Origin of the sequence: Serratia inhibens (genome assembly GCF_003591175.1) — a bacterium.
GTDB classification, from domain to species: domain Bacteria; phylum Pseudomonadota; class Gammaproteobacteria; order Enterobacterales; family Enterobacteriaceae; genus Serratia; species Serratia inhibens.
Genome location: NZ_QYYG01000006.1, coordinates 215,024 through 241,697 on the forward strand (window position 1 = coordinate 215,024; position 26,674 = coordinate 241,697).

A 26,674-nucleotide genomic window follows, 5' to 3' on the forward strand; every position below is an offset into this window, starting at 1 on the left:
CATGTTATTCAAACGATTAATCTTTACTCGTTAGTTATACCATTAACTCAAGTTTGGCTAAGCAAAAAAGATCGACGGGGGCGTGCGGCCGATGATAGGGCCGTAGTCTGAAAGGCAGGGGAAAGGCTATGGTTAGCGGATGCCGAAATAACCGCTGCTGAGCAGCTCCGACAGCGGCAGTTCCAGCGCCACGGTATCGCCGTCGGCCAGATCGACGCCGATGGCCTGCAGCGTATTGAGCGTGATTTGCTGGTGCGCCGGGCCGGCCAGCGTCTGGGCGTGTACCCGGTGAGCCGCGCTGTTGAGCATAGACACCATCAGCTCGTCCATCTGATTGCAATGCACGTTGGTAATAAAGCGCTCGTCGATGCGGATATAGTCAATCTTCTGGCCGTGCAACTCGTCGAAGGCGTTGAGGTTGTGGCCAAAACCGTTGACGACCAGCTTGCAGCCTCGTTGTTGCAACTGGTGGATAAATGGCCTGCAGATGGCCGCATGCTCGAGTAGCGCCGTGTCATCGACCATCAACAGCAGGGCTTCCGGCTGTAACGGGGAAGCGTTGAAAGTTGTCAGCAGATCGCGCTGGAATTGCGCATCGAGCAGGCTGTCGGTCGCCAGCGGCAGCGCCACTGACAGCCCCTTGCGGCTAATGTCTACGGCGTTCTGCGTCAAAACTTGCCCGATGATCCAACGATCCAGATCTGGCTGCAGGTTATAAATCTGTGCGGCGGCGATAAACTCGTCGTGGGTCAACGACCGGTTGTCCAACGGCATAACCTGTAGTTTCAATTGATAAAAACAGACTGCCTGCGGCGTTTTGGGCGGTGCCGCCGCTTTGACGTGCAACACCAGTTGCCCGTCGGCGATGATGTCTGCCACTTCCTGCCTCGTCAACAGTTGATGTTGGCGTTCCAGTATCATTTTCTGGCGCGCTTCGTAGAGATAAACCTGGCCGCGGCCGCGATGTTTGGCGGTATAACAGGCGATATCCGCCTGCGCCAGCAGTTCGCCGCTCTTGCCGTTGGCGGCATCGATGCGGGTGATGCCCGCACTGGCGCCGACGTGATAAATCTTCCCCTCCCAAAAAAACGGGTATTGGCTGATGTGGTTAATCAGTTGCTGAGTCAGGGATTTTGCCTGTTCCCGTGAGCAGTCGAACAGAATCAGCCCAAACTCATCGCCGCCGAGCCGGGCCAGGCAGTCGCTGTTGCGCAGATGGTGCAGCATCAACTGAGCGATATCTCTCAGCAGTGCGTCGCCGGCGGCATGGCCGGCACTGTCATTGACTGCCTTGAAGCGGTCGAGATCGAGAAATACCAGTGCATGCTGCTGCTTTTCACTGGCTCCGGCGAGGGTGTTTTTCAGGCGCTTCTCAAAATTGGTGCGGTTTGGCAAGCCGGTCAGTGCATCGTGCGAGGCGCTGTAACTCAGTTTTCTCATCAGTTCGCGGGAGGCGGTGACGTCTTGTAATACCATCACCGCACCCATCACTTCGCCGTCCACCGTTTTCAGCGGCGATACCGACTGCTGAATGTCGAAATAGCGCCCGTCACGGCTGTGCAACACCAGGGCATAATCTGCCGAGAGCAGTCGGTTTTCCTGTAGACAGCATTGGATCGGGTTTTCCACTTCTTCGCCGTCTTTGCCGTTGGTCAGGCGCACTACGCCGGCGATTGGCATGCCGATCGCCAGGCTCAGCGGCCAGCCACACATCTGTTCGGCCACAGGGTTCATGAAAGTGATATGCATTTCATCGTCGGTGGAGATCACGCCTTCGCCAATCGCGTCGAGCGTAATGTGCAGGCGCTCTTTTTCTTCGTGCAGCGCTCCGGTGAGATTTCTGACTTCCGTCATGTCGATGTTGGTGCCGATCATGCGCAGGGGGCGGCCCTGTTCGTCCAGAATGACGTTGCCCTGGCCACGAATGTGGCGCACTTTTCCCTGGCGGGTGAGCAGCCGGAATTCCAGAATGAACGGCCGCGGGTGTTCCAGCAAAGAGGCGATCTCAAGGTCGGTGCGTTCGCGGTCTTCCGGCAGCAGCAAGGTGCGCCACAGCGACAGCGTCGGTGTCTGGTCCGGGCTGAGGTCATAAAGCTCATACATGCGTTTGTCCCAGGTGAGGGTTTCACCCTGCATCATCCATTCCCAAACACCGACGCCACCCACCTGATTGGCCAGTGTGATGCGCTCCACCAAGCGGTGGTTTTCCGCTGCGGTGCGTTTCAGCTCACTGATGTCTTCCACCTGAGAAATAAAATACAGCGGCAGGCCTTCGGGATCGCGTACCAGCGATACCGCCAGCAGCGCCCAGACGTGTTCGCCGTCGCTGCGAATATAGCGTTTCTCCAGGGTGTAGCTGCTGATGTGGCCGTCTAGCAGGTCACGCACTTGGGACAGATCGGCGTCCAGATCGTCCGGGTGAGTGATTTCCTGGAACGTCAGCCGTTGCAGCGCCTCTGGCGTGTAGCCCAGCAATTTGCACAGCGCCTGGTTGACCTGCAACCATTTCCCCTGCGGAGAAACCAACGCCATGCCGATGGCGGAATACTCCAGCGCATTGCGAAAACGGGTTTCGCTTTCGACGATGTGTTGTTTTTCCTCGCGGAAGGCGTGCATCACCATCGCCATCGAATGCGCCGGGATTAAAATCAATAAAATCGGCAGGTAAATCTCGATGTCGCTGAGGGGGATTGCGGGCAGATGGGTCTGCAGCAATCCGTATGAGATCATCACTGTGACCATCAGCGAGGTGCAAAAACAGATGATGAAGGCTTCCAGCCGCGGCAGCGCGATCGCCGCCCACAACAGCGGCAGAATGACGAAGGTGAATGGGAAGGGCAGATGGCTCAGCGCCAGATAGCTGAAGGCCAGCGTCACCATCAGCGTCAGCAGCAGCGAGAACAGGTTAAGCGTTGCCAGCATGCGGCGGCGATACACCAGCCCGATCGGCGTTAGCGACAACACGCCAATCGCCTCTGAAATAAACCAGGTGCTGAACGGGCGCCAGAATGCTTGCCCGGGTGCAGGTGCCCACCAGGCGGCCAGCAGGGCGCTGAACAAAGGGGTGAATATCACCGCGCAGACCACGAATTTCCCCCAACTGGCCAGGCCGTTCAGCGGATCGTCCGCCAACAGCAGGCGGCGCAACAGCAGCGTGCTGACCACGGCTTCCAGCAGGTTGATCAGCGCCAGCTTGACCGGCAGCCAGCTATAGCCGAACAGTATGACACTGGCGGCGACGATGGCCAGCCAGAATGCCAACAGCGGTAATCCCCAAAGCTTTGGCGGTAGCCGGTAGAGTATCGCGATGATGGCGGCGGTCGGGAACCACAGCGACGTAAAATGGCTGGACTTGCTGGAGAGCGCGAGGCTCAGCAGCGCCAGGGCAAACACCACCAGCGTCGCCAGCAGCGTCTGTGTCAGCAAAGTGCCTTTATGCGTGGCGACGTGATTGGGGGCGCTAATATCCATAGATAACCTTATCGCGGCATCTGTCACTGAACGGGTCATGACGCGGATAGAATGAGACCACTTGTTGGGAAAGGGTAGTACAGCCCGGCAATAAAACCTACCGAATCATACGGTCATTAGTGAGCGAACGCAAAAGCCGGCGCAGGCGCCGGCGATAAAGGGTCAAAGCAGGAACAGCGTAGCCAGGCCAAGGAAGATAAAGAAGCCGCCGGTGTCGGTCAGCGCGGTGATCAAGACGCTGGAACCCACTGCCGGATCGCGGCCCAGTTTGATCATGGTCATCGGGATCACCACCCCCATCAGCGCCGCCACCAGCAGGTTGAGGATCATCGCCAGCGTCATCACGCCGCCCATCGCCCAGTCTCCGTACAGCAGCCAGGTGACCACGCCCATAATACCGCCCCAGACGACGCCGTTGATAATCGCCACCCCCAGCTCTCTCAACATCAGGCGGGAGATATTGCCCACTTCGATCTGGTGCAGCGCCAGCGCGCGGACGATCATGGTGATGGTCTGGTTGCCGGTGTTGCCGCCGATACCGGCGACGATCGGCATCAACGCCGCCAGCGCCACCAACTGCGAAATGGTGTGTTCAAACATGCCGATGACGCGTGAGGCGATAAACGCGGTGCACAAATTGATAGCCAGCCACGCCCAGCGAGTTTTTACCGCTTTCATGACCGGGGCAAACACGTCCTCGTCCGGGCTCAAGCCCCCCATGCGGCGCAGGGTGGTGTCGCTTTCCTCGTTGACCACGTCAACGATCTCTTCAATGGTCAGGCGGCCCATCAACTTGCCCTTGGCGTCGACCACCGGGGCGCTGATCAGGTCATAACGTTCGAACGCGCTGGCGGCCGCTTCGGCTCTGTCTTCCGGCAGGAAACGGGTGGGATCGCTGTCCATCACTTCCTGCACCGGGGTTTCAGGGTCGTTCAGCAGCACGGCGGTCAGCGGCAATTCGCCCAGCAGGGTATTCTTGCGATCGGTGACAAAGAGTTTATCGGTAGCCGCCGGGATGGTTTTACGCAGGCGCAGGAAACGATGCACTGCCCCGAGCGTGACGTCCGGACGCACCGTGACCAGCTCAAAATCCATCATCCAGCCGACGGTGTCTTTGCCGTAGTGGATCATCTCGCGGACCTGCGCGCGCTGATCCGGCTCGAGCGAGGTCAACAGGCGGCCCATCAGGTTACGCGGCAGGTACTGCGCCAGATAGGCCTGCTCATCGACGTCCAGCGTTTTGATCGCCTTGAGCAGGTCTTTATCGCTCATCTCTTCGATCAGGCTGTCCCACACCGGTTCGGCCACTTCCACCAGCGTCTGGCCGCGCTTGCCGTTGCCTACCAACCGCCACAGCGCCAGGCGTTCGTCCTGCGGCAGGGCTTCCAGCAGGTCCGCCAGGTCAGCGGCGTGCATATCATCCAGCAGGCCGGTGATTTCGGCGGTCTGGTTCAGCAATTCGGTTTTGCTGAGCGCATTTTCATCCCCCGGCCGACCAAGAATGCCATCGACCAGGTCTTTATTGTTTAACAGCAGTGAAAGAATGCGCTGGCGATATTCAGCGACTTTTTTAACGTTATGCGTTGCGACTGACATGGTATTCCTTACTGGCACTCAGTAGTCCTCACAGACAATCTCTACCCAAGATAGAACATAGTGAATGCAGGCGTCATTTTTATGAAATGGCAGCAGGCGCTGAGGAATAAGTAAGGGGCCTGGCATACCCAACAGGCGTTGGTCGGCGGCAGGCTGCTTAACTATTCGGTTGCCCCGCGTGTTGACGGCATCTTGCCGTTTCAGGGGGAGCCGTCCCGGTTTTCTTCGCGGATTTCCGTTGTGCTCTGAGCGGGGGCGAGCTTTTTTTCCTGATGATGGGGCACCGCAACCACGGCGGCATACAGCAGACGGCCGACTAAAATGATAAAGCTGATCAACAGCACTATCTTTGTCATTTGTCCGGTGGTTTTTTTACGCATATATCACCCGGCATGCCGGTTTCCTGTGCTATCTGGTGCTGGAGATTGTAACCGGAATTCCAGGAGGGATGACAAAAGTTGTCCAGTTATTTCCGGCATGAGCCGCCGGGCATTTCATCGTCGTTCAGGATAGGCATTCAGCCGCTTCGGCGTTGAACGCGCCCCCACCGCAGGGTGGGGGCGACGGACTCAGGCTGAGCGTTTCTCGTCCTGCGAGCCTTCTTCTTCAATCATCAGCTTCCAGCCCACTACGTCGTTCCAGTAGGCTTGCTCACGTTCGAAATCCAGCTGCACCAGGTTATTCTGTGCCAGATAGCCGGCCGGGAAGCGCAACGTCCAATGGTTATCGTCGGTGCTAAGACGCAACGTCGCTGGCGTGGTGGTCGACTGGCGCTGGTTGTTGAGCAGGGCGCCCAGGCGCAGCAACTGGATCAGCGGCAAATAATACTTTTTCTTGAACAGGTTCAGGCGCGGCAGCTCTTCGAGCTTGATGCCCTTGCGGTGGAAACGCACCAGCGCCGCCAGCAGCAATTGCTGTTCCTGATGGAAACCCGGCAGGTTGGTGTTCTGCAGAATATAGGCCGAGTGACGATGCATGCCGCTGTGGTTGATGCTCAACCCCACTTCATGCAACATTGCGGCCCACTTCAGCAGCGCTTCCAACTGCGGATTCGCCAGCTTGGTATTTTGCGCCATCCACTGTGCATACAGCAGCTCGGTGGTTTCCAGCACCCGTTTGGCCTGTTCACGGTCAATATTGTAGTGATCGGCCAGGCTTTTGGCGGTGCGGCTGCGAATATCCTGATGGCGGAAACGGCCTTCCATTTCGTACAGCACGCCTTCGCGCAGCGCGCCGTCGGAAAGGCGCAGATCGCGGATCGCCAGCGCATCGAACACGCCGCACAAGATCGCCAGACCCGGCACAAACACCGACTGACGGTCTTCGGACAATCCCGGCAGGCTCAGCGCGCTGAAGTTTTTAAACTGCAGCACCTGTTCCGCCAGCATCTCCAGCCGCTCCAGGGTAATCAGGCCGTCTTTTTCGCCCATCTCCACCAGCACTTCATGTGCGGCCTTGATGGTGCCGGACGCGCCGAGCGCATACTGCCAGCCCTGAATGCGGTATTGCCAGGCCAGGGTCTCGAGCTTCTGCGCCGCCGCCAGGCGTGCGCGCTTGAAGTTGTTTTTGCTGATTTCGCCGCCGGGGAAGAACTGCTGAGCGAAGCTGACGCAGCCCATACGGCGGCTTTCCGCCAGCAGCGGCTCAAAGTCTTCGCCGATCACCAACTCGGTGGAGCCGCCGCCGATGTCGATCACCAGCTTGCGGCCTTTTTCCGGCTGCGTGTGCTCCACCCCCATAAAGATCAGGCGCGCCTCTTCCTGCCCGGCGATGATTTCAATCGGATAGGGGATCACCTTGGCTGCGCGTTTGAGGAACACTTCCGCGTTAACCGCCTGGCGTAAGGTATGGGTGCCGACGATGGTGACGTTATCCGCCGGGAAGCCTTGCAGCCGTTCGGCGAACAGCGCCAGGCAGGCAAGGCCGCGTTCTATTGCCTCTTCACTGAGCACATTGTTGCTGTCCAATCCATCGGCGAGGTGGACCCGCTGTTTTAAACGGCCCAACACCTGTAAGGCGCCGTTGACGACGCGGGCGATCACCATGTGGAAGCTGTTCGACCCAAGGTCGATGGCAGCGATTTCCTGCGGTTTGTTCGTTGCAGTGCTTTTTAGCGGCATAGTGGCTGGCCTACTGTCCTGGTTGTTCCAGAGCTTTTAAATACTCATAAATGGCAACCTGAGCGCGCACTTTACGGCGGTTGCCGCGCGGTACGTACTGGTTGCTCAGTTCTTTATCGAGGTAACGGGCCTTGACCGTGTCGCTGAACAGGATTTCCAGAATATCCAGAACCCGTTGTTTCAGCGTTGGATCCAACAGCGAGACCGCCACTTCTATACGGTAATCTATGTTACGGGTCATCCAGTCGGCAGAGGACAGATAGACCAGTTTGTCACCTTTGTTGTCGAAAACGTAAACCCGATCGTGTTCCAGATAGCGGTCGACGATGCTGATTATCTGAATATTGTCACTGATCCCCGGCAGGTTGGGAATCAAAGAACACATACCCCGGACCAACAGGCGGATTTTTACGCCGGCGCCGGAGGCGGTATATAACCGATCTACCAGCCCTTTATCCACCAGATTATTGATTTTCAGCATAATGCCGGCCGAATGCCCGGCCTGGGCGTTGGCGATTTCCTGGTCGATCAATTCGTACAGCTTCAGGCGCGAGTTTTGCGGCGACACCATCAGATTGTCGAAGGTAACCGGCCGGTACGGGTTCTCGATAAAGTTGAACACCCGGCGCACTTCATTGGTGATGCGCGAGTCGGCGGTCAGCAGTGAATAGTCGGTGTAAATGCGCGCGGTTTTCTCGTTAAAGTTACCGGTGCCGATATGAGCATAGCGCACAATATCGTCGCCTTCACGGCGCGAGATCAGGAACAGTTTGGCGTGAATTTTCAGCCCTGGCGCAGAGAAAATAACGTGCACGCCGGCTTCGGTCAGACGCTTGGCCCAGTGAATATTGGCCTCTTCATCAAAGCGCGCCTGCAGTTCCACCACCACCGTGACCTTTTTGCCGTTGTGCGCGGCGTGGATCATCGATTCGATAATGCGCGAGTCTTTCGCTACGCGGTAAATATTGATTTTGATCGCCAGCACGCTGGGGTCGAACGACGCCTGGCGCACCAGCTCCAGCACGTGCTCGAAGGTATGGTATGGGTAGTAAAGCAGCACGTCCTGTTCGCGGATGGCGTCAAAGCCGTTGCGGAATTTATCGAACCAGATATGGCGCAGGCGCGGCAGCGGCTTATTGACCAGGTTGGCCTTGCCGACGTTCGGGAAGCCGATGAAATCTTTAAAGTTATGGTAACGGCCGCCGGCGATCACCGAATCATAGTTGGAGATGCCGAGCTTGCCGCGCAGCAGTTCCACCATTTCGTTCGGCATGTCGCGCTGATAAACGAAGCGCACCGGCTCGGCGGTGAGGCGCTGTTTCAGGCTGGAGGACATCAGTTCCAGCAGGCTGGATTCCATTTCTGTCACCAGGTCATATTCGGCGTCGCGCGTCATTTTCATCGAATAGGCGTTGAGCGCATCGTAGTCGAAGAAGCCCTTGAAGATATCGTCCAGGCAGTAACGCAGAATGTTGTCCAGCAAGATCATTGGCTTGCGGCGGCGCGGCGCTTCCGGCGGCAGGTTGACGAAGCGCGGTACCTTATCGGACGGGATCTCCAGCAACGCATATTCGATGCGCGTGCCGCGGATAATCTCTACCGCCAGATAGGTGTAATCGTCTTTCAGGAACTGCACCAGATTGGTGTCGTGGTTGATCAGGATCGGGGTGATGTGTTGGCGCAGATGCTGCTTGAAGTATTGGCGCAGCCAAACCTGCTGGTTCTCCGATACCTGACGTTCGTTGATCAAGAAGATCTGGTTGCGCGCCATTTCCAGCAGCAGATCGTTATACAGGCTGTCGAATTCCTGATCGGTTTTTAATACCTTGGCCTGGATCTTCTTCAGTAAATGGCGTGAAGCGCCGCCGGACCCTTGCTCTTCGCTGATCAGGATGCGTCGTTTGAGATCGGCAAAGCGGACCTTATAGAACTCGTCGAGGTTATTGGAATAAATGCCCAGAAAACGCATGCGCTCAATCAGGGGATTGCTCTTATCTGCGGCTTCCTGCAACACGCGTTCATTAAAGGATAACCAGCTTAATTCTTTTTCGATGTAGAGCTTTTCCTGACCCATTGCCACTCCAGTTCAATTTTAGAAAAGGACCCGGGACGCGCCCCAAAAGCCCGTACTCTGCGCTGCCGGGCTTGAACTCAGGCCCGTTATGCTCAGTACCCTCAGCCTCGATTACGGGCTTTTGGGTCTGCAGCCTTGCCATGACCTGTTTCGGGACACAACCTATTGTCCTTGATCATTATTGCGAGAGATTGACAGGAAAGTCCAACATATCCATTGCGTTGGCACGGGGCATTTTGCGGTATGAAAAATATTTTTTCGGCGGTGAAGCCGTGAGCCAACATTGCCTGCTATAAAATAGCGACCATGAGTTGTTATTCTTTGCTATATGACCAATATTGCCATAATTTTTCAGCAATATAGGGAATATATAGTGGCCATTATTGGTGGAATAATCCAATTGATTACTGGGTAACTTTGTCATGCAAACGTCACAAAACTGACATAAGATGCCCGGTTATTCTATGGCGCAAGCCTGATCACACCAGCGACAGCGAGAGACATGGCACAGACTACGGTAAACCAACATCCCCGGGATCGCCTGCGCGCGCGCATCGACCGTAGCGTGCAGGCGGCGGTGACCGTCAGCGGGTTGCTGGTGCTGATGACGCTCATGCTGATCTTCGTTTACCTGCTGTTTGCGGTGCTGCCGCTGTTCAAACCTGCAGCGATGAGCAAGGCGCAGCCGCTGGCGATCGCTGCTTCAGCACCGGCGCTGGCGTTGGGCATGGATGTGCAGCAGCGTATCGGTTACCGCATTGACGCGCAGGGCGTGGGCCAGTTTTACAGCCTGACGCCGCAACAGGGCGCTGGGGCCGGCGAACCGCTGGCGCAACAACCGCTGCTGGCCAAGCCGGCGTTGCTCACCCAGGCTGCGGGCGAACGCGACCTGTTTGCTTTGGCGCAGGCCGATGGCCGGTTTATTGTCGCCAGCGCGGACTTTGCGGCGGCAGGAACCGCAGTGCCGCAGTGGGCGTTTCCACTTGGGCAACGGCCGCAGGCACTGGATCAACGGGGCCGCCCGCTGACGCTGCTGACGCTGGCCGAGGCGCGGCGGGGCCAGTACTTGCTGGCCGGCGTCACCGACGATAACCGTTTGGTGTTTGGCCGTTTCGGTAACGACCACTCGCCGCAGTTGAGCGAAAGCGCGCTGGAGAGTGCACCGCAGCAGATCGTACTGACTCCGGATGGCCGCCAGCTGTACCTGCTGGCGGGTAACCGCCTGGCACGCTACCAGATTAACGACACCCAACTGCAACTGAAAGAAACTCGCACCCTCGGCGAGCATTCTCCTTACCAACTGACGGCGTTGCCCGGCGGCAGTGCGCTGTTGATCGAAGCGGCCGACGGCAGCGTGCGCGAGTGGTTCGACGTGGAGAAGGACCGGCGCTGGCAACTGACGCCGGTACAGCATTTCGAACACAGTGCCGAGCCGCAAGATTTGCTGGTGGCCGAGCCTTATCGCCGGGTATTCGCTACCCTGCGTCCCGATGGCGGTTTCTCGCTGTTTTCCAGCATTCAGCCGCAGCCGTTGCTCAACGGCAGGCTGAACAGTGGCGTTCAACAGTTGGCGTTCGCCCCAAGTGGCGACGGCCTGCTGCTGGAAACGGCGCAGGGCTGGCAGCATTATGCGATTGATAACCCTTACCCTGACGTGACCTGGCGTTCGCTGTGGCACAAAGTGTGGTATGAGAATTACCCTGAGCCGACCTACGTATGGCAATCGACCTCCGGGGAAGACAGCTATCAGGCCAAATTCAGCCTGATGCCGGTGATTTTCGGCACCTTCAAGGCGGCGAGTTACGCGATGCTGTTCGCTATCCCGCTGGCGCTGGCGGGGGCGATTTACACCGCTTATTTCATGTCGCCCGGGCTGCGGCGGGTGATCAAGCCGGCTATCGAGGTGATGGGCGCGTTGCCGACGGTGGTTATCGGGCTGGTGGCCGGCATCTGGCTGGCACCGGTGATTGAACATTATTTGCTGGCGGTGCTGTCGTTGCCGGTACTGCTGGCGGTAGCGGTGTTGGCCTGCGGCGCATTGGTGAACCGGTTTGCGCCGCGGCGGTTACCGCCAGGTTTCGATCTGCTGATCCTGCTGCCGCTGATACTGTTGGTTATCTGGCTGGCGTTCAGCCTTGGGCCGTGGCTGGAAGTCAGACTGTTCGGCGAACCGCTGCATTTCTGGTTGGGTGACGATTATGACCAACGCAACGCGCTGGTGGTCGGTGTGGCGATGGGGTTTGCGCTGGTACCTATTATCTTTTCACTGGCGGAAGACGCCTTGTTCAGCGTACCGGCGACCCTCAGCCAGGGATCGCTGGCGTTGGGGGCGACCCAGTGGCAAACCGTGATGCGGGTGGTGCTACCTTCGGCCAGCGCCGGTATTTTCTCGGCGCTGATGATCGGTTTTGGTCGGGCGGTGGGCGAGACCATGATTGTGTTGATGGCTACCGGCAATACGCCGATTATCGACGGCAGCCTGTTCCAGGGCCTGCGTGCTCTGGCGGCCAATATCGCGATAGAAATGCCCGAGGCGGTAGCCGGCAGCAGCCATTACCGGGTGCTGTTCCTTACTGCGCTGGTGCTGTTTATTTTCACCTTCGTGTTCAATACGCTGGCGGAGGCGATTCGTCTGCGTCTGCGTAAACGCTATACCCTGAATCAGGAGGCGCCATGAAACACTGGGTGAGGAGCGGCTCGCCGTGGATCTGGCTGACCGCCGGTTCGGTGACCGTCAGCCTGCTGGCGTTGATCGGCATCATGCTGCTGCTGGCCGGGCAGGGAATGCGCTATTTCTGGCCCAGCCCGGTGTACCAGTTTGAGCTGAATCAGAGCGCGGCCGGCCCGGTGATGATGATCGGCGAGCTGTACCAACAGCAAAACATTCCGCGTCGCCAGTTGCTGGAGTCCGGCGTTGCGCTGCCGCCGGGGGAGGCGCAGAGCTTCGAACGTTATCTGATTAAAATCGGCAACCGCGAGAGCGAAGGGCAGGATTTTCGCACGTTGCTGGCCAGCGATATTCTGCGGCAGAGCACACCGCGCGATCTGCTGGTGCTGGAGCGTAATAGCAATGGCACCGCTTATGGCTATTTGGCGGGGATGCTGGAAGATGGCCAACCCTTGACCGGGCGCAATATCAACCAGGCGCTACAGCAGCGTTTGCCGCAGATTGCCGCGCTTTCGCGGCAGGCGCATGACATTCAATTTCGCGATATGGCGCGCATCAACCAAAGGTTCGATACGCTGCGCCTGCGCGAAAAGAGCCTGCAGCGCGATGACAAACTGGACGCTCGTTCACAGGCCTCCATCAGGGCTGAAAGGCTGGAGCTGCAACGCCAGTATCGGCAGTTGTCCGACCGGTTGGAAGGCTTGAACCGCGATCGTCAGCGCGATGCGCTGTTGCTGCGCGATATGCACGGGCAGATTCATACCATTGCGCTCAGTCAGGTGCGTGATGCCTGGTATCCCAATGCGATGAACACCACTCAAAAGCTGGTGCATTGGGCCGAGCAGGTGAAGAAGTTCCTCAGCGACAGCCCGCGTGAGGCCAATACCGAAGGTGGCGTGTTCCCGGCGATTTTCGGCACCGTACTGATGGTGATCCTGATGTCGATGGTGGTGATGCCGTTTGGCGTGATCGCCGCCGTTTATCTGCACGAATACGCCGGCAATAATCTGCTGACCCGGCTGATCCGCATTGCGGTGGTCAATCTGGCCGGCGTGCCGTCGATTGTTTACGGCGTGTTTGGTCTGGGTTTCTTCGTTTATATGATTGGCGGCACCCTCGATCAGCTGTTTTATCCGGAATCGCTGCCCAACCCGACCTTCGGTACGCCCGGCGTGCTGTGGGCGGCGTTGACGCTGGCGCTATTGACGCTGCCGGTGGTGATCGTGGCTACCGAAGAAGGGCTGTCGCGTATTCCCGCCACGCTGCGCCAGGGGTCGTTGGCATTAGGCGCCAGCCGTGCGGAAACGCTGTGGCGTATCGTTTTGCCGATGGCCGCACCGGCGATGATGACCGGCCTGATCCTGGCAGTGGCGCGCGCCGCCGGGGAAACGGCGCCGCTGATGCTGGTGGGTGTGGTGAAATCCGTGCCGGTGCTGCCGGTGGACGATATTTTCCCGTATCTGCATCTGGAGCGGAAGTTTATGCATCTGAGCTTCCAGATTTACGATATGGCCTTCCAGAGCCCGAGCGTGGAAGCCGCCCGGCCGCTGGTGTTCGCCACGGCGTTTCTGCTGGTGACGATTGTGGTAGGGTTGAATCTGGCGGCGATGGGCATCCGCCATTCGCTGAGGGAGCGGTATAGAGCATGGTCGCAGTAACAATGACGTTATTTCTGGGGAGTGCGTAATGGGTTTGATGACGCCAGGCAGTTTGCCCCGGCTGGATGTCCAGCATCTTGACGATGAACATACCGCGCTGGCGGTGAATGGCCTCAACCTGTTTTATGGCGAGAAACAGGTGCTGCACAATATTTCGCTGCGTATTCCAAAGCACCGCGTTACGGCGCTGATCGGCCCTTCCGGCTGCGGTAAATCGACGCTGCTGCGCTGTTTTAACCGCATGAACGATTTGGTGGATAACTGCCGGATCGAAGGTGAGCTGCAACTCAACGGGCAGGGTATTTCCGGCACGCAGATCGACGTAGCGGCGCTGCGGCGGCGGGTCGGCATGGTATTCCAGCGCCCAAACCCGTTCCCGAAGTCGATTTATGAAAACGTGGTCTATGGCCTGCGGCTACAGGGCGTGCGTGACCGCCGGATCCTGGACGAGGCGGTGGAGCGTTCACTGCGCGCCGCAGCGCTGTGGCATGAGGTCAAGGATCGGCTGCGCGAGAATGCATTCCGCCTTTCCAGCGGGCAGCAGCAAAGGCTGGTGATTGCGCGGGCGATAGCCATTGAGCCGGAAGTGCTGTTGCTTGATGAACCGACTTCGGCGCTGGATCCCATCTCCACCCTGACCATCGAAGAGCTGATCTCCGCGCTGAAACAGCAGTACAGCGTGGTGCTGGTCACCCACAACATGCAGCAGGCGGCGCGGGTATCCGATTACACGGCGTTTATTCACCAGGGGCAACTTGTGGAATACAACGCGACCGACGATATCTTTACGTCACCGCGTCAACGCCGCACCGAAGACTATATTACCGGGCGTTACGGTTGATTTATTTTTGAACCTTGTGCTGCATTGCCTTAAAAAACCCGCGTTAGCGGGTTTTTTGTTCACTTCACCAGCGGCTTATCGCCAGGCGTTTTGAACTTCGCCAGGTACTGCGGCTGGAAGATGCACATGCGCAGCACGGTGCGGTATTCGCCGTTGACGAAGAACTCGTCAATCAGTTCGCCTTCCACTTCGAAGCCCAGCTTGCTGTAAATGTGGATCGCCTTCGGGTTTTCTTTGTCGACGATCAGGTACAGCTTGTACAGGTTCAGCACCGAGAAGCCGTAATCCATCGCCAGCTTGGCGGCGGTGCTGGCGTAGCCTTTGCCCTGATGGGCCGGATCTATGATGATCTGGAATTCTGCGCGGCGGTGGATGTGGTCGATCTCCACCAACTCCACCAGCCCGACCCTGGCACCTTCGTGGGCGATGATAAAACGCCGTTCGCTCTGATCGTGGATGTGTTTGTCGTAGAGATCGGAAAGCTCGACAAAGGCTTCGTAAGGTTCTTCAAACCAATAGCGCATCACGCTGGCGTTGTTGTCCATCTGATGGACGAACGCCAGATCATCCCGTTCCAATGGACGTAGCCTGACGCTGGTAGTGCTGGACATGTGTGTTCCTCTTATGCCGTGGGTAAGTACCAATGATAATACTGGACAATAAATTATGGAAAGAATGCCGGTTTGAGTCGCGTATTTTTTGGTAACCAAAGCCGCTATACTGCCTGAAATATAAACACCTCAGAGAGGCCAAACTTTATGGTGATCAAAACCTCCCTCTCCACCCAGCCCATAGCTGAGGTAGCCGAACAAGGCGAAAGTTACGATCGTTGGTTCCGGGCCAAGATTGAAGCAGCCATTAACAGCGAAAAGCCAAGAGTTCCGCACGAGCAGGTCATGAACGAGATGCAAATTCGTTTAGCTGCAAAGAAAAAGATACGCAAAATGGAATGATTGATGCGGATAGAATGGAGTCGTGAAGCTCAGGAAGAGCTATGGAACATTATTGATTATATTGATGATAGAAACCCGCAGGCTGCGCTCATTTTACAGCGCGGGATCGAAACGGCGGTGCATTCGCTGTCGCTGAATCCCTTTATGTACCGGTTGGGTAGAGTAGATAACACTCGTGAGATTGTCGTCCATCCCAACTACCTGATTGTTTATAGAATCATCGGACATAATAGAAGTTCTTGGCGTGATTCACGCTAAACGAGAATATCCCTGAAGAACAAACCCCGGCTAAAAGCCAGGGTTTGAGAAGTGAATCAAGATAGGCGATCAGTCCGCTGCATGCCCCTGTTCCGGCAGGCGTTCGCCGTCCAGCCAGGCGGCGTTATCACGCATCGCCAACCGGCCTTCGGCAAACCAGTTCACCACCAGCGGGTAAATGGTGTGTTCCTGGGTTTGCACCCGTTCAACCACCTCATCTTCCTCGTCGCCGGGGAAAATCGGTACCTTGGCCTGCAGGATCACCGGGCCGCCGTCGAGCTGCTCGGTCACGAAGTGCACCGAGGTGCCGTGTTCGCTGTCACCGTTGTCGATGGCCTGGCGGTGAGTATGCAGCCCAGGGTATTTCGGCAGCAGAGAAGGGTGGATATTCAGCATGCGGCCTGCATAGCGCTGCACGAACTGCGGGCTGAGAATGCGCATATAGCCGGCCAGCACCACCAGATCCGGCTGGTACCGGTCGATGGCATCCGCCAGCGCAGCGTCAAACGCCACGCGGTCGGCAAAGGCCTTGGCATCCAGCGCATGGGCGGCAATGCCTGCCGCTTCTGCGCGTTGCAGGCCGTAAGCCTGCGCCTTGTTGCTGAACACCGCCACAATCTCGGCGGCAATCCGGCCCTGCTGGCAGGCGTCAATCAGTGCCTGGAGATTGCTCCCCTGGCCGGAGACCAACACCACGATCTTTTTCATCAGTTGATGACCACTTGTTGTTCGTCGGAAGATGCGGTCAGTTTACCGATCTTCCACGCTTTTTCACCGGCTGCGGTCAACAATGCGATGGCTTGTTCAACGGATTCTTCCGGCAGTGCGATCACCATGCCCACGCCACAGTTAAAGGTGCGGTACATTTCGTGGCGGCTGACGTTACCGGCCTGCTGCAGCCAGCTGAATACCGCCGGCCACTGCCAGCTTGATTCGTCGATCACCGCCTGCATGCCTTCCGGCAGTACGCGCGGGATATTTTCCCAGAAGCCGCCGCCGGTCAGGTGAGCGATAGCGTGAACGTCGATTTTCTCGATCAGTTCCAGTACCGATTTCACGTAAATCTTGGTCGGTTCCAACAGGTGGTCAGCCAGCGGTTTGCCTTCCAGATCGGTGGTGGTTGGATCGGTGTTGCTGACTTCCAGGATTTTGCGCACCAGCGAGTAGCCGTTGGAGTGCGGGCCGGAAGCGCCCAGCGCGATCAGTGCGTCACCGGACTGAACTTTGCTGCCGTCGATGATTTCGGATTTCTCGACCACGCCGACGCAAAAGCCGGCCACGTCGTAATCTTCACCGTGGTACATACCCGGCATTTCGGCGGTTTCACCGCCCACCAACGCACAGCCGGACTGCTTGCAGCCTTCGGCGATGCCGGTGATGACGCTGGCCGCAGTGTCCACGTCCAGTTTGCCGGTGGCAAAGTAATCCAGGAAGAACAGCGGCTCAGCGCCCTGTACCACCAGGTCGTTCACACACATTGCAACCAGATCGATGCCGATGGTGTCGTGGCGTTTCAGGTCCATCGCCAGACGCAGCTTGGTGCCTACGCCGTCGGTACCGGAAACCAGGATCGGCTCGCGGTATTTCTGCGGCAACGCACACAGGGCGCCAAAACCGCCCAGACCACCCATCACTTCCGGGCGGCGGGTCTGTTTAACTACACCTTTGATGCGGTCTACCAATGCATTGCCAGCATCGATATCGACACCTGCGTCTTTATAGCTGAGAGAGGTTTTGTCGGTCACTGCGCGTTCCCCACGACGGTTTGCGGTTTGAATACTGTGCATCCGGCGTTGATACCGGAATAAGGCGCGGCAATTCTAACAGCGCAGGCAAACGTTTGCGAGTGGCTTGTGAACCAGCTCCGCTTTTTCGTCATCTATACTGCTATTCAAACTTTTGTTGATCCCGATCGGGCTATTGTGGGTGGCGCGGCCGGTAAAAGGAGTTATAATCCCGCGATTTTTTTGGCCGTCAACCACCTTAATAGGAGAAAAATGATGAAGATCGTTGAGGTGAAACACCCGCTGGTGAAACACAAGCTTGGTCTGATGCGTGAAAATGACATCAGTACCAAACGCTTCCGTGAGCTGGCCTCTGAAGTGGGTAGTTTGCTGACCTATGAAGCGACCGCCGATCTGGAGACGGAAAAAGTCACCATCGAAGGTTGGTGTGGGCCGGTTGAAATAGACCAGATTAAAGGAAAAAAAATTACCGTTGTACCGATCCTGCGTGCAGGTTTGGGCATGATGGAAGGGGTGCTGGAGCACGTCCCGAGCGCGCGTATCAGCGTGGTTGGCGTTTACCGCGACGAAGAAACCCTGGAGCCGGTACCCTATTTCCAGAAGCTGGTTTCCAATATCGAAGAACGTTTGGCGCTGGTTGTTGACCCGATGCTGGCTACCGGCGGTTCGATGATCGCCACTATCGATCTGCTGAAGAAAGCCGGCTGTAACAGCATCAAGGTGCTGGTGCTGGTTGCGGCGCCGGAAGGGATCGCCGCGCTGGAGAAAGCGCATCCGGACGTCGAGCTGTACACTGCCTCCATCGACCAATGTCTGAACGAGAAAGGGTACATCGTGCCGGGCCTGGGTGATGCCGGCGACAAGATATTTGGTACCAAGTAACAAATTTAGCCGACTTAATGAGTCGGCTTTTTTATGTATAAAACATATCTATCCCCTAAATAATTGATGTTGCATCAAGGCGGCAAGCGAGAGAATCCCGATGAGCTTACTTAGGTAAGTGATTCGGGTGAGTGAGCGTAGCCAACGCAGAGGCAGCGGCAAGTATGACGGGGATAGCAGAGGAAAACACCCATGACCCGTCGCGTCATTGGCGTCAGCGAACGCCCGCCGTTACTGCAGACCATTCCGCTCAGCTTCCAGCATCTTTTCGCCATGTTTGGCGCTACCGTATTGGTGCCCATCCTGTTCAAGATCAACCCGGCGACGGTGCTGCTGTTCAACGGCGTCGGCACGCTGCTGTATCTGTTTATCTGCAAGGGCAAGATCCCGGCCTATCTTGGTTCCAGCTTTGCGTTTATCTCACCGGTGCTGCTGCTGTTGCCGCTGGGTTATGAGGTGGCGCTGGGCGGTTTCATCATGTGCGGCGTGCTGTTTTGCCTGGTGGCGCTGATCGTCAAAAAAGCCGGCACCGGCTGGCTGGATGTGATGTTCCCGCCGGCGGCGATGGGGGCTATTGTTGCGGTTATCGGCCTGGAGCTGGCGGGTGTGGCGGCCAATATGGCGGGCCTGCTGCCGGCCGACGGCACCCATGCGGATCCCACTACCGTAACCATTTCACTGGTGACATTGGGCGTGACCATCCTGGGCTCGGTGCTGTTCCGCGGTTTTCTGGCGATTATCCCGATCCTGATTGGCGTGCTGGTGGGGTATGCGCTGTCGTTCTTTATGGGCGTGGTGGATTTGACCCCGATCCGCGAGGCGCACTGGTTTGCGCTGCCGACCTTCTATACCCCGCGTTTTGAATGGTTTGCCATCTTCACCATCTTGCCGGCGGCGCTGGTGGTGATCGCCGAGCACGTTGGGCACCTGGTCGTGACCGCCAATATCGTGAAAAAAGACCTGATCCGCGATCCGGGCCTGCATCGCTCAATGTTTGCCAACGGCATCTCGACGGTGATTTCCGGCTTCTTCGGTTCAACGCCGAACACCACCTACGGCGAGAATATCGGCGTAATGGCCATCACCAAGGTTTACAGCACCTGGGTGATCGGCGGCGCGGCCATTCTGGCTATTCTGCTTTCCTGTGTCGGCAAGCTGGCGGCAGCCATCCAGGCAGTGCCCGTGCCGGTGATGGGGGGCGTTTCACTTTTGCTGTACGGGGTGATAGGTGCTTCCGGCATTCGCGTGCTGATTGAATCCAAAGTGGATTACAACAAGGCGCAGAACCTGATCCTGACTTCGGTGATCCTGATTATCGGCGTTAGCGGCGCCAAGGTGCATATCGGGGCGGCGGAGCTGAAGGGCATGGCGCTGGCGACTATCGTCGGTATCGGCCTCAGCCTGCTGTTCAAGGTCATCAGCCTGTATCGCAAAGAAGAAGAGGTTATCGAAACGCCGGCAGAACCGAAGTAAATAAAAACGGGCAGCCAAAAGGCTGCCCGTTTCGTTGATGCGCAATCCGTTAACTGCGGATTTTACGGTAAACGAACAGCACCACGATAGCGCCGATCACCGCCACCACGAAGCTGCCGAAGTTGAAACCGTCAACTCTGCCATAACCAAAGAAGGTGCTGATGTAGCCACCGACCACGGCGCCGACAATACCCAACACGATGGTCAGAATAAAACCGCCACCGTCTTTGCCTGGCATGATCCACTTGGCTAAAATACCGGCGATGAGACCGAAGATAATCCAGGAAATAATACCCATTTACTGCTCCTTACTTTGCTTTTGATACTCGATTTTCATTACTGCTGCTTGGCTGGCGGAGTATTTTCCGTCACCACCGCGTTGGCGTCATTTTTTAATTCTTCCGCTTTATTCTCAGCGCTGTTTTTAATGGCTTCGGTTTTCGCCTTGGCCTGTTCGGTCAGATCCTTGGCGCCACCAATGGCATCGTTTTTAATGGATTTAGCCTGCTCGACCAGCTGTTGGCTTTGTTGGGTGGCGTCATCCTTGATGGCATCGGCTTTGGCCTTGGCATCATTGGTGATCGCTTCCGCCTGCCTGGAGGCGTCGTCTTTAATGGCTGAAGCCTTGTCTTTGAGCTGGTCAGCCTGAGTGGATGCTTCTTTTTTGATGTCTTTGGCGGCGGCTTCCGCTTTATCGGTCAGATTGTCCGCTTTTTTCTGTGCGGCGTCTTTCATCTGCTCTGCGCTGTCTTTGGCTTTCTCAAGATTGGCGTCGACTTTGGATGAATCATCACAACCGGCAACCAACAGCCCAATGATTGAGGCCAAAAGCACTTTATTCCATACTTTCATTGTCTATGTCCTTGTAGAAACCTAGTTTATGGTGACTGCATTTCGCCTCTCTATACTAGGATAAATCTTGGCTAAAATACAAATTTCACCAGCGATGGCAGTGAGTTACTTTGCGGTCACAGAGGGCGGTTGCTCACTATTGCGGCATAAAATCCTGCCGGTTCAACAGCGCCCGCTTTTTGTGATAGACTTACCGCGTTTTCCTGCCAGTTTTGGTTGAGGTGCTTCCCTGAATACGCCGGCACAGCTTTCACTGCCACTTTATCTTCCCGATGATGAAACTTTTGCCAGTTTTTATCCGGGCGAGAACCCATCCCTATTAGCCGCGATCCAGTCTGCCGTTCGTCAGGAACATGGCAATTATATCTATTTCTGGTCTCGCGAGGGCGGTGGGCGCAGTCACCTGTTGCATGCGGCCTGCGCGGAGCTTTCGCAGCGCGGAGAAGCGGTGGGCTATGTGCCGCTGGATAAGCGTGCTTATTTCGTGCCTGAAGTGCTGGACGGCATGGAGCAGTTGGCTCTGGTGTGTATCGACAATATCGAATGCATCGCGGGCGACGAAGAGTGGGAAATGGCGATCTTTAATCTCTACAACCGCATTCTGGAAACAGGCCGTACGCGTCTGTTTATTACCGGCGATCGCCCGCCGCGTCAATTGAACCTCCATCTGCCGGACCTGGCTTCGCGTCTTGACTGGGGGCAAATCTACAAGCTGCAACCGCTGTCGGATGAAGAGAAACTGCAGGCTTTGCAACTGCGCGGCAAACTGCGTGGCTTTGAACTGCCGGAAGACGTAGGCCGTTTCCTGCTGAAACGGTTGGATCGCGAGATGCGCACATTGTTTATGACGCTGGATCAGCTCGATCGCGCCTCGATCACCGCTCAGCGCAAGTTGACCATTCCGTTCGTCAAAGAAATTCTGGGGCTGTAGCCGTAGCCCTGCAATGACCTACCGCCGTTATTCTTCCGCGTGTTCCAGTAAGGCAAAATAGCGATCAATCTGACCGCGTTCCTTGCTGGCCCTCAGTTGCAACGCCAGATTGATGTTCTCCAGACAGCGCGCATTATCTGCCAGTTCCTGGCCAATTTTACCTTTGCTCGCCAGCCAGGTTGCTACGCTAGCCCAACGCCATAAGGGCGACGAACCTTTGATTCTTTGGATCGGGGAGGGGAAATCACCGGAACCGCGTGTGCCGTCTTTCAGCATAGCGATGGCTTGCCGCGACATGTCGGTGAGCTCGGCAATATCGCTTAAGCCCACCAGAGAGGAATCGACGGACACTACTTGAGCGGCAATACCGGCGGATTCGATATCTTCGATGGCGCTGAAAATAGCCTTGGCGAAGCTGTCGCTTTCACGATCGAACTCCAGGTAAACGCTCTTGCCATAGAAACAGATTAAGCCGTCATCACACCCGCTGGCATACAATGCATCCTCCAGATTGGCGGTATCTGAGGTGACGCCGGTCAGCGTCAGTGAGAAATGGTAAAGCGCCATAGGGGCCCCCTGTTACTTTTTTCCTGATTGAGCAAGACATTGATCTACCTTGCGTCGTATTTGCATGGCGTGCTGTTCAGGGTTTTTTGGCGTGGACCAGATGCTCATCATGTGTTCTCGATGCTCCGGAAGAGAACATTGTAGGCGGCCAAACGCGTGCCCATTGCTGGAGCGAAAAAACCAACCTTGCGAGATGGCATAGGATAACGCGGCCTGAATATGTTTATTAGGGTGGTTTTTCATCGGCCACCTAAAGCTATGTTGAGGATATTTTAACCGTTGACGGTTGTCAACGCCGTTTGTGAGTTAAAACTGCACGTCGGGAGAATAGCAGGAAGAACCAGAAGGGATGATGAAAAGTATTTATATAACAATCAATTAAAAATAGCCCAGGTAAGGGCTATGATCATAATCTTGGTCAATGGGGGGCTGCCGGAGCAGCGTTTACAGAATCTCCAGCACCTGCTCCGGTGGCCGGCCGATACGTGCTTTACTGCCTTTGACCACGATAGGGCGTTCGATCAGCTTCGGATTCTCCACCATTGCCGCCAGCAGTTGCGCTTCGCTCAGCGTTTCATCCGCCAGCTTCAGTTCTTTGTACAGATCCTCTTTTTTACGCATCAACTCGCGTGCGGAGCTGAAACCCAGTTCCTTCAGCAGTTTCTTCAGTTCTTCCGCCGACGGCGGCGTTTCCAGATACAGCACCACTTCAGGCGTTACGCCATGCTGCTCCAGCAGCGCCAGGGTTTCGCGGCTCTTGGAGCAGCGTGGGTTGTGGTAAATAGTGACGTTTTTCATTGACTTCATCCTTATGAAAATCAGCTGCGCTGGTACTGGCGGAAACGTTCTTGCAACTGGCGCAACTGGTCGATGCGCGCATCGTAGCGCGCCTGTTTCAGGCTACCGAGTTTTTGCAGCGAACTGGCGTTGCTGAGCAGGCCGATCGCCTGATCGAGGCGGCCGGTTAGCGCCAGGCTCTCGGCGCGTGCGGAAAGCTCTTCATCGCGCAGCCCTTGTGCGGCGCTGGCCTGCGCCAGCAGATCCCAGGCATTGGGATCGTCCGGATGGGCGAAGGTGTAGCGGTTAAGTATTTTTGAGGCCTGCGCCGGCTGGTTGCCTTCCACATAGGCGTTGGCCAGGTTGAGCTGCAGCACCGGGTTGTTGCTCTGCGCGGCGTTGGCGGCCTGTAGCCGTGCGATGGCCTGCGGCGCACGTTTCTGACCGAGATCGATGTCGGTCATCAGATCGAGCAGCCAGACGTTTTTCGGATCTTGCGTCAGCAGCGGCTGAATGAGATTGCGGGCGTCGTCGTACTTTTTCGCCTCATAGAACAGGATGGCGCGGCCGTATTTGGCGGCCATCTGCTCGCGTACGTTGCCTTTGCTGTAAGTATCGAGCAGCTCTTCATTCAGACCGTAACCTTCCGAACTGTACATGCCCAGCGAACGCACCTTGGCCATCAGGTAATCCTGTGTGGACTGCACCAGGTGCTTGGGCATTTGGTTGGCGCGGTTGCGCGCATCGGACAGGCGGCTGTCGGGCAAGGGGTGTGTCAGCAGCATTTCCGGCGGCTTGGAGGCGTAGCGCGATTGGTCGGACAGTTTCTGCAAGAAATTGGGCATCGCTTCCGGATCGAATCCGGCGCGTTGCAGCACCTGAATGCCGATGCGGTCTGCTTCCTGCTCATTCGATTGGGTAAAGCTGATCATGCCCTGTTGGGTACCCGCCAGCGTGCCGCTCAATGCTGCCATGCCCATGGTCGGGTTGGCCATCGCCAGCAGGATCGAACCCAGGGCGCCGACCCAGGTCAGCGGGGCATTGCGCTGCTGGTCTTCCATTGCCCGCGCCAGATGGCGTTGGGTAACGTGCGAGATTTCATGCGCCAGCACCGAGGCCAGTTGGCTTTCGTTGTCGGTTTCACGGAACAGGGCGGAGTGCAGCACCACGTTGCCGCCAAAGAAAGCGAAGGCGTTGATTTCGTCGTTGCGCACCAGATAGAAATGGAACGGCGTACGCACCGAATAGGCGCTCGCCACCAGCCGGTTGCCCAACTGGTTGATGTATTGGGTCAGCAGCGGATCGTTGATCAGGGGCGCGCTGGCGCGTAACTGACGCACATAGAAATCCCCCATCGCCAGCTCCTGGCCGATGCTCAGGGTGCCGCCCGCAGAGGTGCCCATATCCGGCAGTTGATCCTGGGTTTCCGCCTTCGCCGGCGCCATCGCCGTGGCGTTGATCGCGCCGAGCAACAGTACTGCAATCGCTGTTTTGGTCAACCGGGTGGTCATAGTCAGGCCTTTCCCTTAAATAGTCATCTCTAAGACGTCAGCATCACATAAGAGTTCTTCTTCCGTGCCGGGCTCGCCAAAACAATCAGCGCGAAAGTGCGGTGGCTCACAAAACGGCACGCTGCAGTGCCGTTTAAACAGATCACATCATAGTCAGCCGCAGGCGACAATGAAACTTCCGTCAGGGAATAACCAGGCAAAAAAGTTTTATTTTTCATTTCTGAACCCCGCTTTTATCTCGCTCTGCCCGTCATCCCCTTTTCGATTGATTCAGGTTACAGGCTAAAACGAGGACAAAGTTTGTCTGTGTTTTATTGACAAGATAAACGGAGACTAATATAGTCTGTGTTATTGAAGGCCACATCATACTGAAGACTCAAAAATGGCGTACATCACAACCAGCGTTGAATATGGTATCCACTGTTTGCTCTGGCTGGTCGGCGATAACCAGCGCGCCCTCAGCAGCCGTGAGCTGGCAGAATTGCAGGGGATTTCCCCCAGCTTCCTCGCCAAAATTTTTCCCAAACTCGAAAAGGCGGGGATAGTGGCGGCCAGCGAAGGGGTGCGCGGCGGCTACCGGTTGGCGCGCCCGGCGGATGAAATCAGTTTCCTGGAAATCATCGACGCCATTGAAGGGCACAAACCCTTGTTCGATTGCCAGGAAGTGCGTGGCCGCTGCGCCGTATTCGACAATTCGCCGCCCGATTGGGCGGTTTCCGGCAAGTGCGCGATCCATGCGGTGATGCTGCAGGCGGAAAAAGCCATGCGCGACGCTCTGGCGGCGCAAACTCTGGGCGCCGTCGCCACTCGTTTTGGCCGCAAGGCACCGCAAGGCTTCTTCAGCGAGGTGAATATCTGGATCGATGAACGCATGACCGGGCGCACCACCCGCAGCGGCAAACCGGCGCGCACCAAGCCCTGACATCGCCGTAGTATTTCCCTGAAAAGACTCTTTTTTCCCGCCTCTCCGGAAGAGGCGGGGGCCCTTCTGCGCCCTGTTGACGGGCGGCGGAGCGGCGCCGTTCGTCCGGAAAATGTCACGGGCAGCCTGAAGGCCCGGTTATCTATCTTTGAAGGAGTAAACCAATGACGCAGAAAATAGTGATCGCCGGTTCGGGTTTTGCCGGGTTTTGGGCTGCCGTTTCCGCCATGCGTGCCATCGCGCTTGCCGGTAAAACCGGGGCGATCGAGGTGACGATGGTATCGCCGACGCCAAATGTCACCATACGGCCACGTCTCTATGAGGCGGTGCTGGAAAACATGAACCCGGACATTTCCTCCCAGCTTGCCGCCGTCGGCGTGCATCATCTGGCGGGTCTGGTTGAGCAGGTTGATACTGCGAGTCAATCGCTGGTGGTTCAACAGGCAGACGGGCAAAAAATCACCCTGGGTTATGACCGCTTTGTACTGGCGACCGGCAGCCGGCTGTTTGTTCCTGCGGTGCCGGGTTTTGCAGAATACGGTTTCAACGTGGATACGCTGGAAAGCGCGCAGCGCCTGGATACCCATTTAAAAACGCTGACCAATAAAGCGGAAACCCCTGCGCGCAATAGTGTGGTGGTGGTCGGCGGTGGGCTGACCGGGTTGGAAAGTGCCACCGAGATGCCAATGCGGCTACGTGCCATTTTGGGCAGCCAAGCGGATATTCGCGTGGTGATTGTTGATACCGCGCCAGAGGTCGGTGCCGGAATGGGCACCGAGCCTGCCGCAGTGATCCAGCAGGCGCTGGCCGAATGCGGCGTCGAGTCGCGGGCCGGGGTGCGCGTCACTGCGATAGATGCGGACGGCGTGACGTTGTCGAGCGGCGAACGCATCGCGGCCAATACGGTGATACTGGCTGCGGGCATGCGTGCACACCCGCTCACTGCGCAGATCCCCGGCGAACGCGACGGCAGCGGGAGGGTGATCGGCGATGCGTTCCTGCGAGCACCGGCGGCGGCGGGCGTCTTTGTTACCGGGGATACGGTGAAGGCAGCGACCGACGATTGCGGCAACTACAACCTGATGTCCTGCCAGCATGCCATGAGCCTCGGCCGCGTTGCCGGCCATAACGCGGCGGCGGAACTGACGGGGCTGCCGCTACACCCTTACAGCCAGCCGAAATATGTCACTTGTCTTGATCTCGGCCCTTGGGGGGCGCTCTACACCGAAGGATGGGAGCGTCAGATACGCTTTACCCGGCAGGAGGGCAAAAAGATTAAGCAGGAGATCAATACGCAGTGGATCTATCCACCGGCGCCGGACCGCGATGCGCTTTTCGCCGTTGCCAATCCGGACTTTGTGATTGTGCCCTGAAT

The 26,674-nt window shown here is 57.0% G+C and carries 26 protein-coding genes; 10 read left to right on the plus strand and 16 right to left on the minus strand.

Annotation, left to right across the window (positions count from 1 at the left end; all coding sequences use genetic code 11):
- Positions 1-132: 132 nt before the first annotated feature.
- From D4100_RS18515 to ppk1, 5 genes are all read right to left on the minus strand, one after another.
- Positions 133-3,471 (minus strand): diguanylate cyclase, encoded by a 3,339-nt coding sequence (locus D4100_RS18515; protein WP_119804964.1) that lies wholly within the window; start codon positions 3,469-3,471, stop codon positions 133-135.
- Between the two features lie 162 nt (positions 3,472-3,633).
- Entirely contained in the window at positions 3,634-5,067 is a 1,434-nt protein-coding gene (gene mgtE / locus D4100_RS18520) for a magnesium transporter (protein ID WP_006316926.1), read from the minus strand.
- Positions 5,068-5,267: 200 nt separating this feature from the next.
- Positions 5,268-5,447, minus strand: a complete 180-nt coding sequence (locus D4100_RS18525) for a YfgG family protein (protein WP_006316925.1) — start codon at positions 5,445-5,447, stop codon at positions 5,268-5,270.
- Between the two features lie 189 nt (positions 5,448-5,636).
- Positions 5,637-7,187: an exopolyphosphatase gene (ppx, locus tag D4100_RS18530; protein WP_006316924.1), complete on the minus strand. Its 1,551-nt coding sequence runs from the start codon at positions 7,185-7,187 to the stop codon at positions 5,637-5,639.
- A 10-nt stretch (positions 7,188-7,197) separates the two neighbouring features.
- Positions 7,198-9,261: a polyphosphate kinase 1 gene (gene ppk1, locus D4100_RS18535; RefSeq protein WP_006316918.1), complete on the minus strand. Its 2,064-nt coding sequence runs from the start codon at positions 9,259-9,261 to the stop codon at positions 7,198-7,200.
- A 502-nt stretch (positions 9,262-9,763) separates the two neighbouring features.
- Here ppk1 and D4100_RS18540 point away from each other — a divergent pair.
- From D4100_RS18540 to pstB, 3 genes are read left to right on the plus strand one after another with little or no spacing between them, the layout of a single operon-like run.
- Positions 9,764-11,938, plus strand: coding sequence for an ABC transporter permease subunit (locus D4100_RS18540; protein ID WP_119804965.1), 2,175 nt, complete (start codon positions 9,764-9,766; stop codon positions 11,936-11,938).
- Positions 11,935-13,587, plus strand: coding sequence for a phosphate ABC transporter permease PstA (pstA, locus tag D4100_RS18545; RefSeq protein WP_006316914.1), 1,653 nt, complete (start codon positions 11,935-11,937; stop codon positions 13,585-13,587). Before D4100_RS18540 ends, pstA begins: the two co-directional genes overlap by 4 nt.
- 28 nt (positions 13,588-13,615) lie before the next feature.
- The gene (gene pstB / locus D4100_RS18550) at positions 13,616-14,428 is read left to right on the plus strand and encodes a phosphate ABC transporter ATP-binding protein PstB (protein ID WP_006316912.1); all 813 of its coding nucleotides are present in this window, start codon (positions 13,616-13,618) and stop codon (positions 14,426-14,428) included.
- Between the two features lie 59 nt (positions 14,429-14,487).
- Here pstB and speG read toward each other — a convergent pair whose 3' ends face one another.
- Positions 14,488-15,039: a spermidine N1-acetyltransferase gene (gene speG, locus D4100_RS18555; RefSeq protein ID WP_006316910.1), complete on the minus strand. Its 552-nt coding sequence runs from the start codon at positions 15,037-15,039 to the stop codon at positions 14,488-14,490.
- A 147-nt stretch (positions 15,040-15,186) separates the two neighbouring features.
- Between speG and relB the strand changes: the two genes are divergently transcribed.
- Together relB and D4100_RS18565 are read left to right on the plus strand one after the other, a co-directional pair.
- Positions 15,187-15,381, plus strand: coding sequence for a type II toxin-antitoxin system RelB family antitoxin (gene relB / locus D4100_RS18560; protein WP_119804966.1), 195 nt, complete (start codon positions 15,187-15,189; stop codon positions 15,379-15,381).
- Positions 15,382-15,384: 3 nt separating this feature from the next.
- The gene (locus D4100_RS18565; RefSeq protein WP_244941680.1) at positions 15,385-15,639 is read left to right on the plus strand and encodes a type II toxin-antitoxin system RelE/ParE family toxin; all 255 of its coding nucleotides are present in this window, start codon (positions 15,385-15,387) and stop codon (positions 15,637-15,639) included.
- 69 nt (positions 15,640-15,708) lie between these two features.
- Here the strand turns inward: D4100_RS18565 and purN are convergent, their stop codons facing one another.
- Together purN and purM are read right to left on the minus strand one after the other, a co-directional pair.
- Entirely contained in the window at positions 15,709-16,347 is a 639-nt protein-coding gene (gene purN, locus D4100_RS18570) for a phosphoribosylglycinamide formyltransferase (protein ID WP_004951897.1), read from the minus strand.
- A complete protein-coding gene (gene purM / locus D4100_RS18575) occupies positions 16,347-17,384 on the minus strand; it encodes a phosphoribosylformylglycinamidine cyclo-ligase (protein WP_006316901.1) in 1,038 nt (345 codons plus the stop codon). Before purM ends, purN begins: the two co-directional genes overlap by 1 nt.
- Positions 17,385-17,639: 255 nt before the next feature.
- Between purM and upp the strand changes: the two genes are divergently transcribed.
- Positions 17,640-18,266 carry a uracil phosphoribosyltransferase gene (gene upp / locus D4100_RS18580; RefSeq protein WP_006316899.1) on the plus strand — a complete coding sequence of 209 codons (627 nt, stop codon included), beginning with the start codon at positions 17,640-17,642 and terminating at the stop codon, positions 18,264-18,266.
- Between the two features lie 192 nt (positions 18,267-18,458).
- A complete protein-coding gene (gene uraA, locus D4100_RS18585; RefSeq protein ID WP_006316898.1) occupies positions 18,459-19,739 on the plus strand; it encodes a uracil permease in 1,281 nt (426 codons plus the stop codon).
- Positions 19,740-19,788: 49 nt separating this feature from the next.
- Here the strand turns inward: uraA and D4100_RS18590 are convergent, their stop codons facing one another.
- From D4100_RS18590 to D4100_RS25615, 3 genes are all read right to left on the minus strand, one after another.
- Positions 19,789-20,037 carry a GlsB/YeaQ/YmgE family stress response membrane protein gene (locus tag D4100_RS18590; protein ID WP_006316897.1) on the minus strand — a complete coding sequence of 83 codons (249 nt, stop codon included), beginning with the start codon at positions 20,035-20,037 and terminating at the stop codon, positions 19,789-19,791.
- Between the two features lie 38 nt (positions 20,038-20,075).
- A complete protein-coding gene (locus D4100_RS18595; protein WP_006316896.1) occupies positions 20,076-20,591 on the minus strand; it encodes a hypothetical protein in 516 nt (171 codons plus the stop codon).
- Between the two features lie 116 nt (positions 20,592-20,707).
- The gene (locus tag D4100_RS25615; protein ID WP_065506479.1) at positions 20,708-20,905 is read right to left on the minus strand and encodes a hypothetical protein; all 198 of its coding nucleotides are present in this window, start codon (positions 20,903-20,905) and stop codon (positions 20,708-20,710) included.
- Between D4100_RS25615 and hda the strand changes: the two genes are divergently transcribed.
- Positions 20,821-21,522, plus strand: a complete 702-nt coding sequence (hda, locus tag D4100_RS18600) for a DnaA inactivator Hda (RefSeq protein ID WP_043911850.1) — start codon at positions 20,821-20,823, stop codon at positions 21,520-21,522. The two genes, D4100_RS25615 and hda, sit on opposite strands and share 85 nt — an antisense overlap.
- Before the next feature lie 27 nt (positions 21,523-21,549).
- Here the strand turns inward: hda and D4100_RS18605 are convergent, their stop codons facing one another.
- The 5 genes from D4100_RS18605 to D4100_RS18625 all read right to left on the minus strand — a co-directional run bounded on the left by D4100_RS18605 (position 21,550) and on the right by D4100_RS18625 (position 24,595).
- On the minus strand, positions 21,550-22,089 hold the full coding sequence (locus D4100_RS18605) for a helix-turn-helix transcriptional regulator (protein WP_006316890.1): 540 nt from the start codon (positions 22,087-22,089) through the stop codon (positions 21,550-21,552).
- A gap of 12 nt (positions 22,090-22,101) precedes the next feature.
- Positions 22,102-22,332 carry a hypothetical protein gene (locus tag D4100_RS25920; RefSeq protein ID WP_071919919.1) on the minus strand — a complete coding sequence of 77 codons (231 nt, stop codon included), beginning with the start codon at positions 22,330-22,332 and terminating at the stop codon, positions 22,102-22,104.
- Positions 22,333-22,533: 201 nt separating this feature from the next.
- The gene (gene arsC / locus D4100_RS18615) at positions 22,534-22,887 is read right to left on the minus strand and encodes an arsenate reductase (glutaredoxin) (protein ID WP_006316889.1); all 354 of its coding nucleotides are present in this window, start codon (positions 22,885-22,887) and stop codon (positions 22,534-22,536) included.
- Between the two features lie 20 nt (positions 22,888-22,907).
- Complete coding sequence (bepA, locus tag D4100_RS18620) at positions 22,908-24,377, minus strand: beta-barrel assembly-enhancing protease (protein WP_006316888.1); 1,470 nt, start codon at positions 24,375-24,377, stop codon at positions 22,908-22,910.
- Between the two features lie 29 nt (positions 24,378-24,406).
- Positions 24,407-24,595 carry a hypothetical protein gene (locus D4100_RS18625; RefSeq protein WP_006316887.1) on the minus strand — a complete coding sequence of 63 codons (189 nt, stop codon included), beginning with the start codon at positions 24,593-24,595 and terminating at the stop codon, positions 24,407-24,409.
- 164 nt (positions 24,596-24,759) lie between these two features.
- Between D4100_RS18625 and D4100_RS18630 the strand changes: the two genes are divergently transcribed.
- Together D4100_RS18630 and D4100_RS18635 are read left to right on the plus strand one after the other, a co-directional pair.
- On the plus strand, positions 24,760-25,299 hold the full coding sequence (locus tag D4100_RS18630; protein ID WP_006316885.1) for an RrF2 family transcriptional regulator: 540 nt from the start codon (positions 24,760-24,762) through the stop codon (positions 25,297-25,299).
- Positions 25,300-25,463: 164 nt separating this feature from the next.
- Positions 25,464-26,672: an NAD(P)/FAD-dependent oxidoreductase gene (locus D4100_RS18635; RefSeq protein WP_006316884.1), complete on the plus strand. Its 1,209-nt coding sequence runs from the start codon at positions 25,464-25,466 to the stop codon at positions 26,670-26,672.
- The last annotated feature ends 2 nt before the right edge of the window (positions 26,673-26,674 follow it).

Bases quoted from the DNA above. Each gene is read 5' to 3' on its own strand.
- ppx (WP_006316924.1), bottom strand. From the start codon at position 7,187: ATGCCGCTAAAAAGCACTGCAACGAACAAACCGCAGGAAATCGCTGCC.
- D4100_RS18630 (WP_006316885.1), top strand. From the start codon at position 24,760: ATGGCGTACATCACAACCAGCGTTGAATATGGTATCCACTGTTTGCTC.
- D4100_RS18525 (WP_006316925.1), bottom strand. From the start codon at position 5,447: ATGCGTAAAAAAACCACCGGACAAATGACAAAGATAGTGCTGTTGATC.
- ppk1 (WP_006316918.1), bottom strand. From the start codon at position 9,261: ATGGGTCAGGAAAAGCTCTACATCGAAAAAGAATTAAGCTGGTTATCC.
- relB (WP_119804966.1), top strand. From the start codon at position 15,187: ATGGTGATCAAAACCTCCCTCTCCACCCAGCCCATAGCTGAGGTAGCC.
- D4100_RS18605 (WP_006316890.1), bottom strand. From the start codon at position 22,089: ATGGCGCTTTACCATTTCTCACTGACGCTGACCGGCGTCACCTCAGAT.
- arsC (WP_006316889.1), bottom strand. From the start codon at position 22,887: ATGAAAAACGTCACTATTTACCACAACCCACGCTGCTCCAAGAGCCGC.
- mgtE (WP_006316926.1), bottom strand. From the start codon at position 5,067: ATGTCAGTCGCAACGCATAACGTTAAAAAAGTCGCTGAATATCGCCAG.
- D4100_RS18515 (WP_119804964.1), bottom strand. From the start codon at position 3,471: ATGGATATTAGCGCCCCCAATCACGTCGCCACGCATAAAGGCACTTTG.
- upp (WP_006316899.1), top strand. From the start codon at position 17,640: ATGAAGATCGTTGAGGTGAAACACCCGCTGGTGAAACACAAGCTTGGT.
- D4100_RS25920 (WP_071919919.1), bottom strand. From the start codon at position 22,332: ATGAAAAACCACCCTAATAAACATATTCAGGCCGCGTTATCCTATGCC.
- speG (WP_006316910.1), bottom strand. From the start codon at position 15,039: ATGTCCAGCACTACCAGCGTCAGGCTACGTCCATTGGAACGGGATGAT.
- pstA (WP_006316914.1), top strand. From the start codon at position 11,935: ATGAAACACTGGGTGAGGAGCGGCTCGCCGTGGATCTGGCTGACCGCC.
- D4100_RS18540 (WP_119804965.1), top strand. From the start codon at position 9,764: ATGGCACAGACTACGGTAAACCAACATCCCCGGGATCGCCTGCGCGCG.
- D4100_RS18635 (WP_006316884.1), top strand. From the start codon at position 25,464: ATGACGCAGAAAATAGTGATCGCCGGTTCGGGTTTTGCCGGGTTTTGG.
- uraA (WP_006316898.1), top strand. From the start codon at position 18,459: ATGACCCGTCGCGTCATTGGCGTCAGCGAACGCCCGCCGTTACTGCAG.
- D4100_RS18590 (WP_006316897.1), bottom strand. From the start codon at position 20,037: ATGGGTATTATTTCCTGGATTATCTTCGGTCTCATCGCCGGTATTTTA.
- pstB (WP_006316912.1), top strand. From the start codon at position 13,616: ATGGGTTTGATGACGCCAGGCAGTTTGCCCCGGCTGGATGTCCAGCAT.
- D4100_RS18625 (WP_006316887.1), bottom strand. From the start codon at position 24,595: ATGAAAAATAAAACTTTTTTGCCTGGTTATTCCCTGACGGAAGTTTCA.
- D4100_RS18565 (WP_244941680.1), top strand. From the start codon at position 15,385: ATGCGGATAGAATGGAGTCGTGAAGCTCAGGAAGAGCTATGGAACATT.
- D4100_RS25615 (WP_065506479.1), bottom strand. From the start codon at position 20,905: ATGGGTTCTCGCCCGGATAAAAACTGGCAAAAGTTTCATCATCGGGAA.
- purN (WP_004951897.1), bottom strand. From the start codon at position 16,347: ATGAAAAAGATCGTGGTGTTGGTCTCCGGCCAGGGGAGCAATCTCCAG.
- bepA (WP_006316888.1), bottom strand. From the start codon at position 24,377: ATGACCACCCGGTTGACCAAAACAGCGATTGCAGTACTGTTGCTCGGC.
- D4100_RS18595 (WP_006316896.1), bottom strand. From the start codon at position 20,591: ATGAAAGTATGGAATAAAGTGCTTTTGGCCTCAATCATTGGGCTGTTG.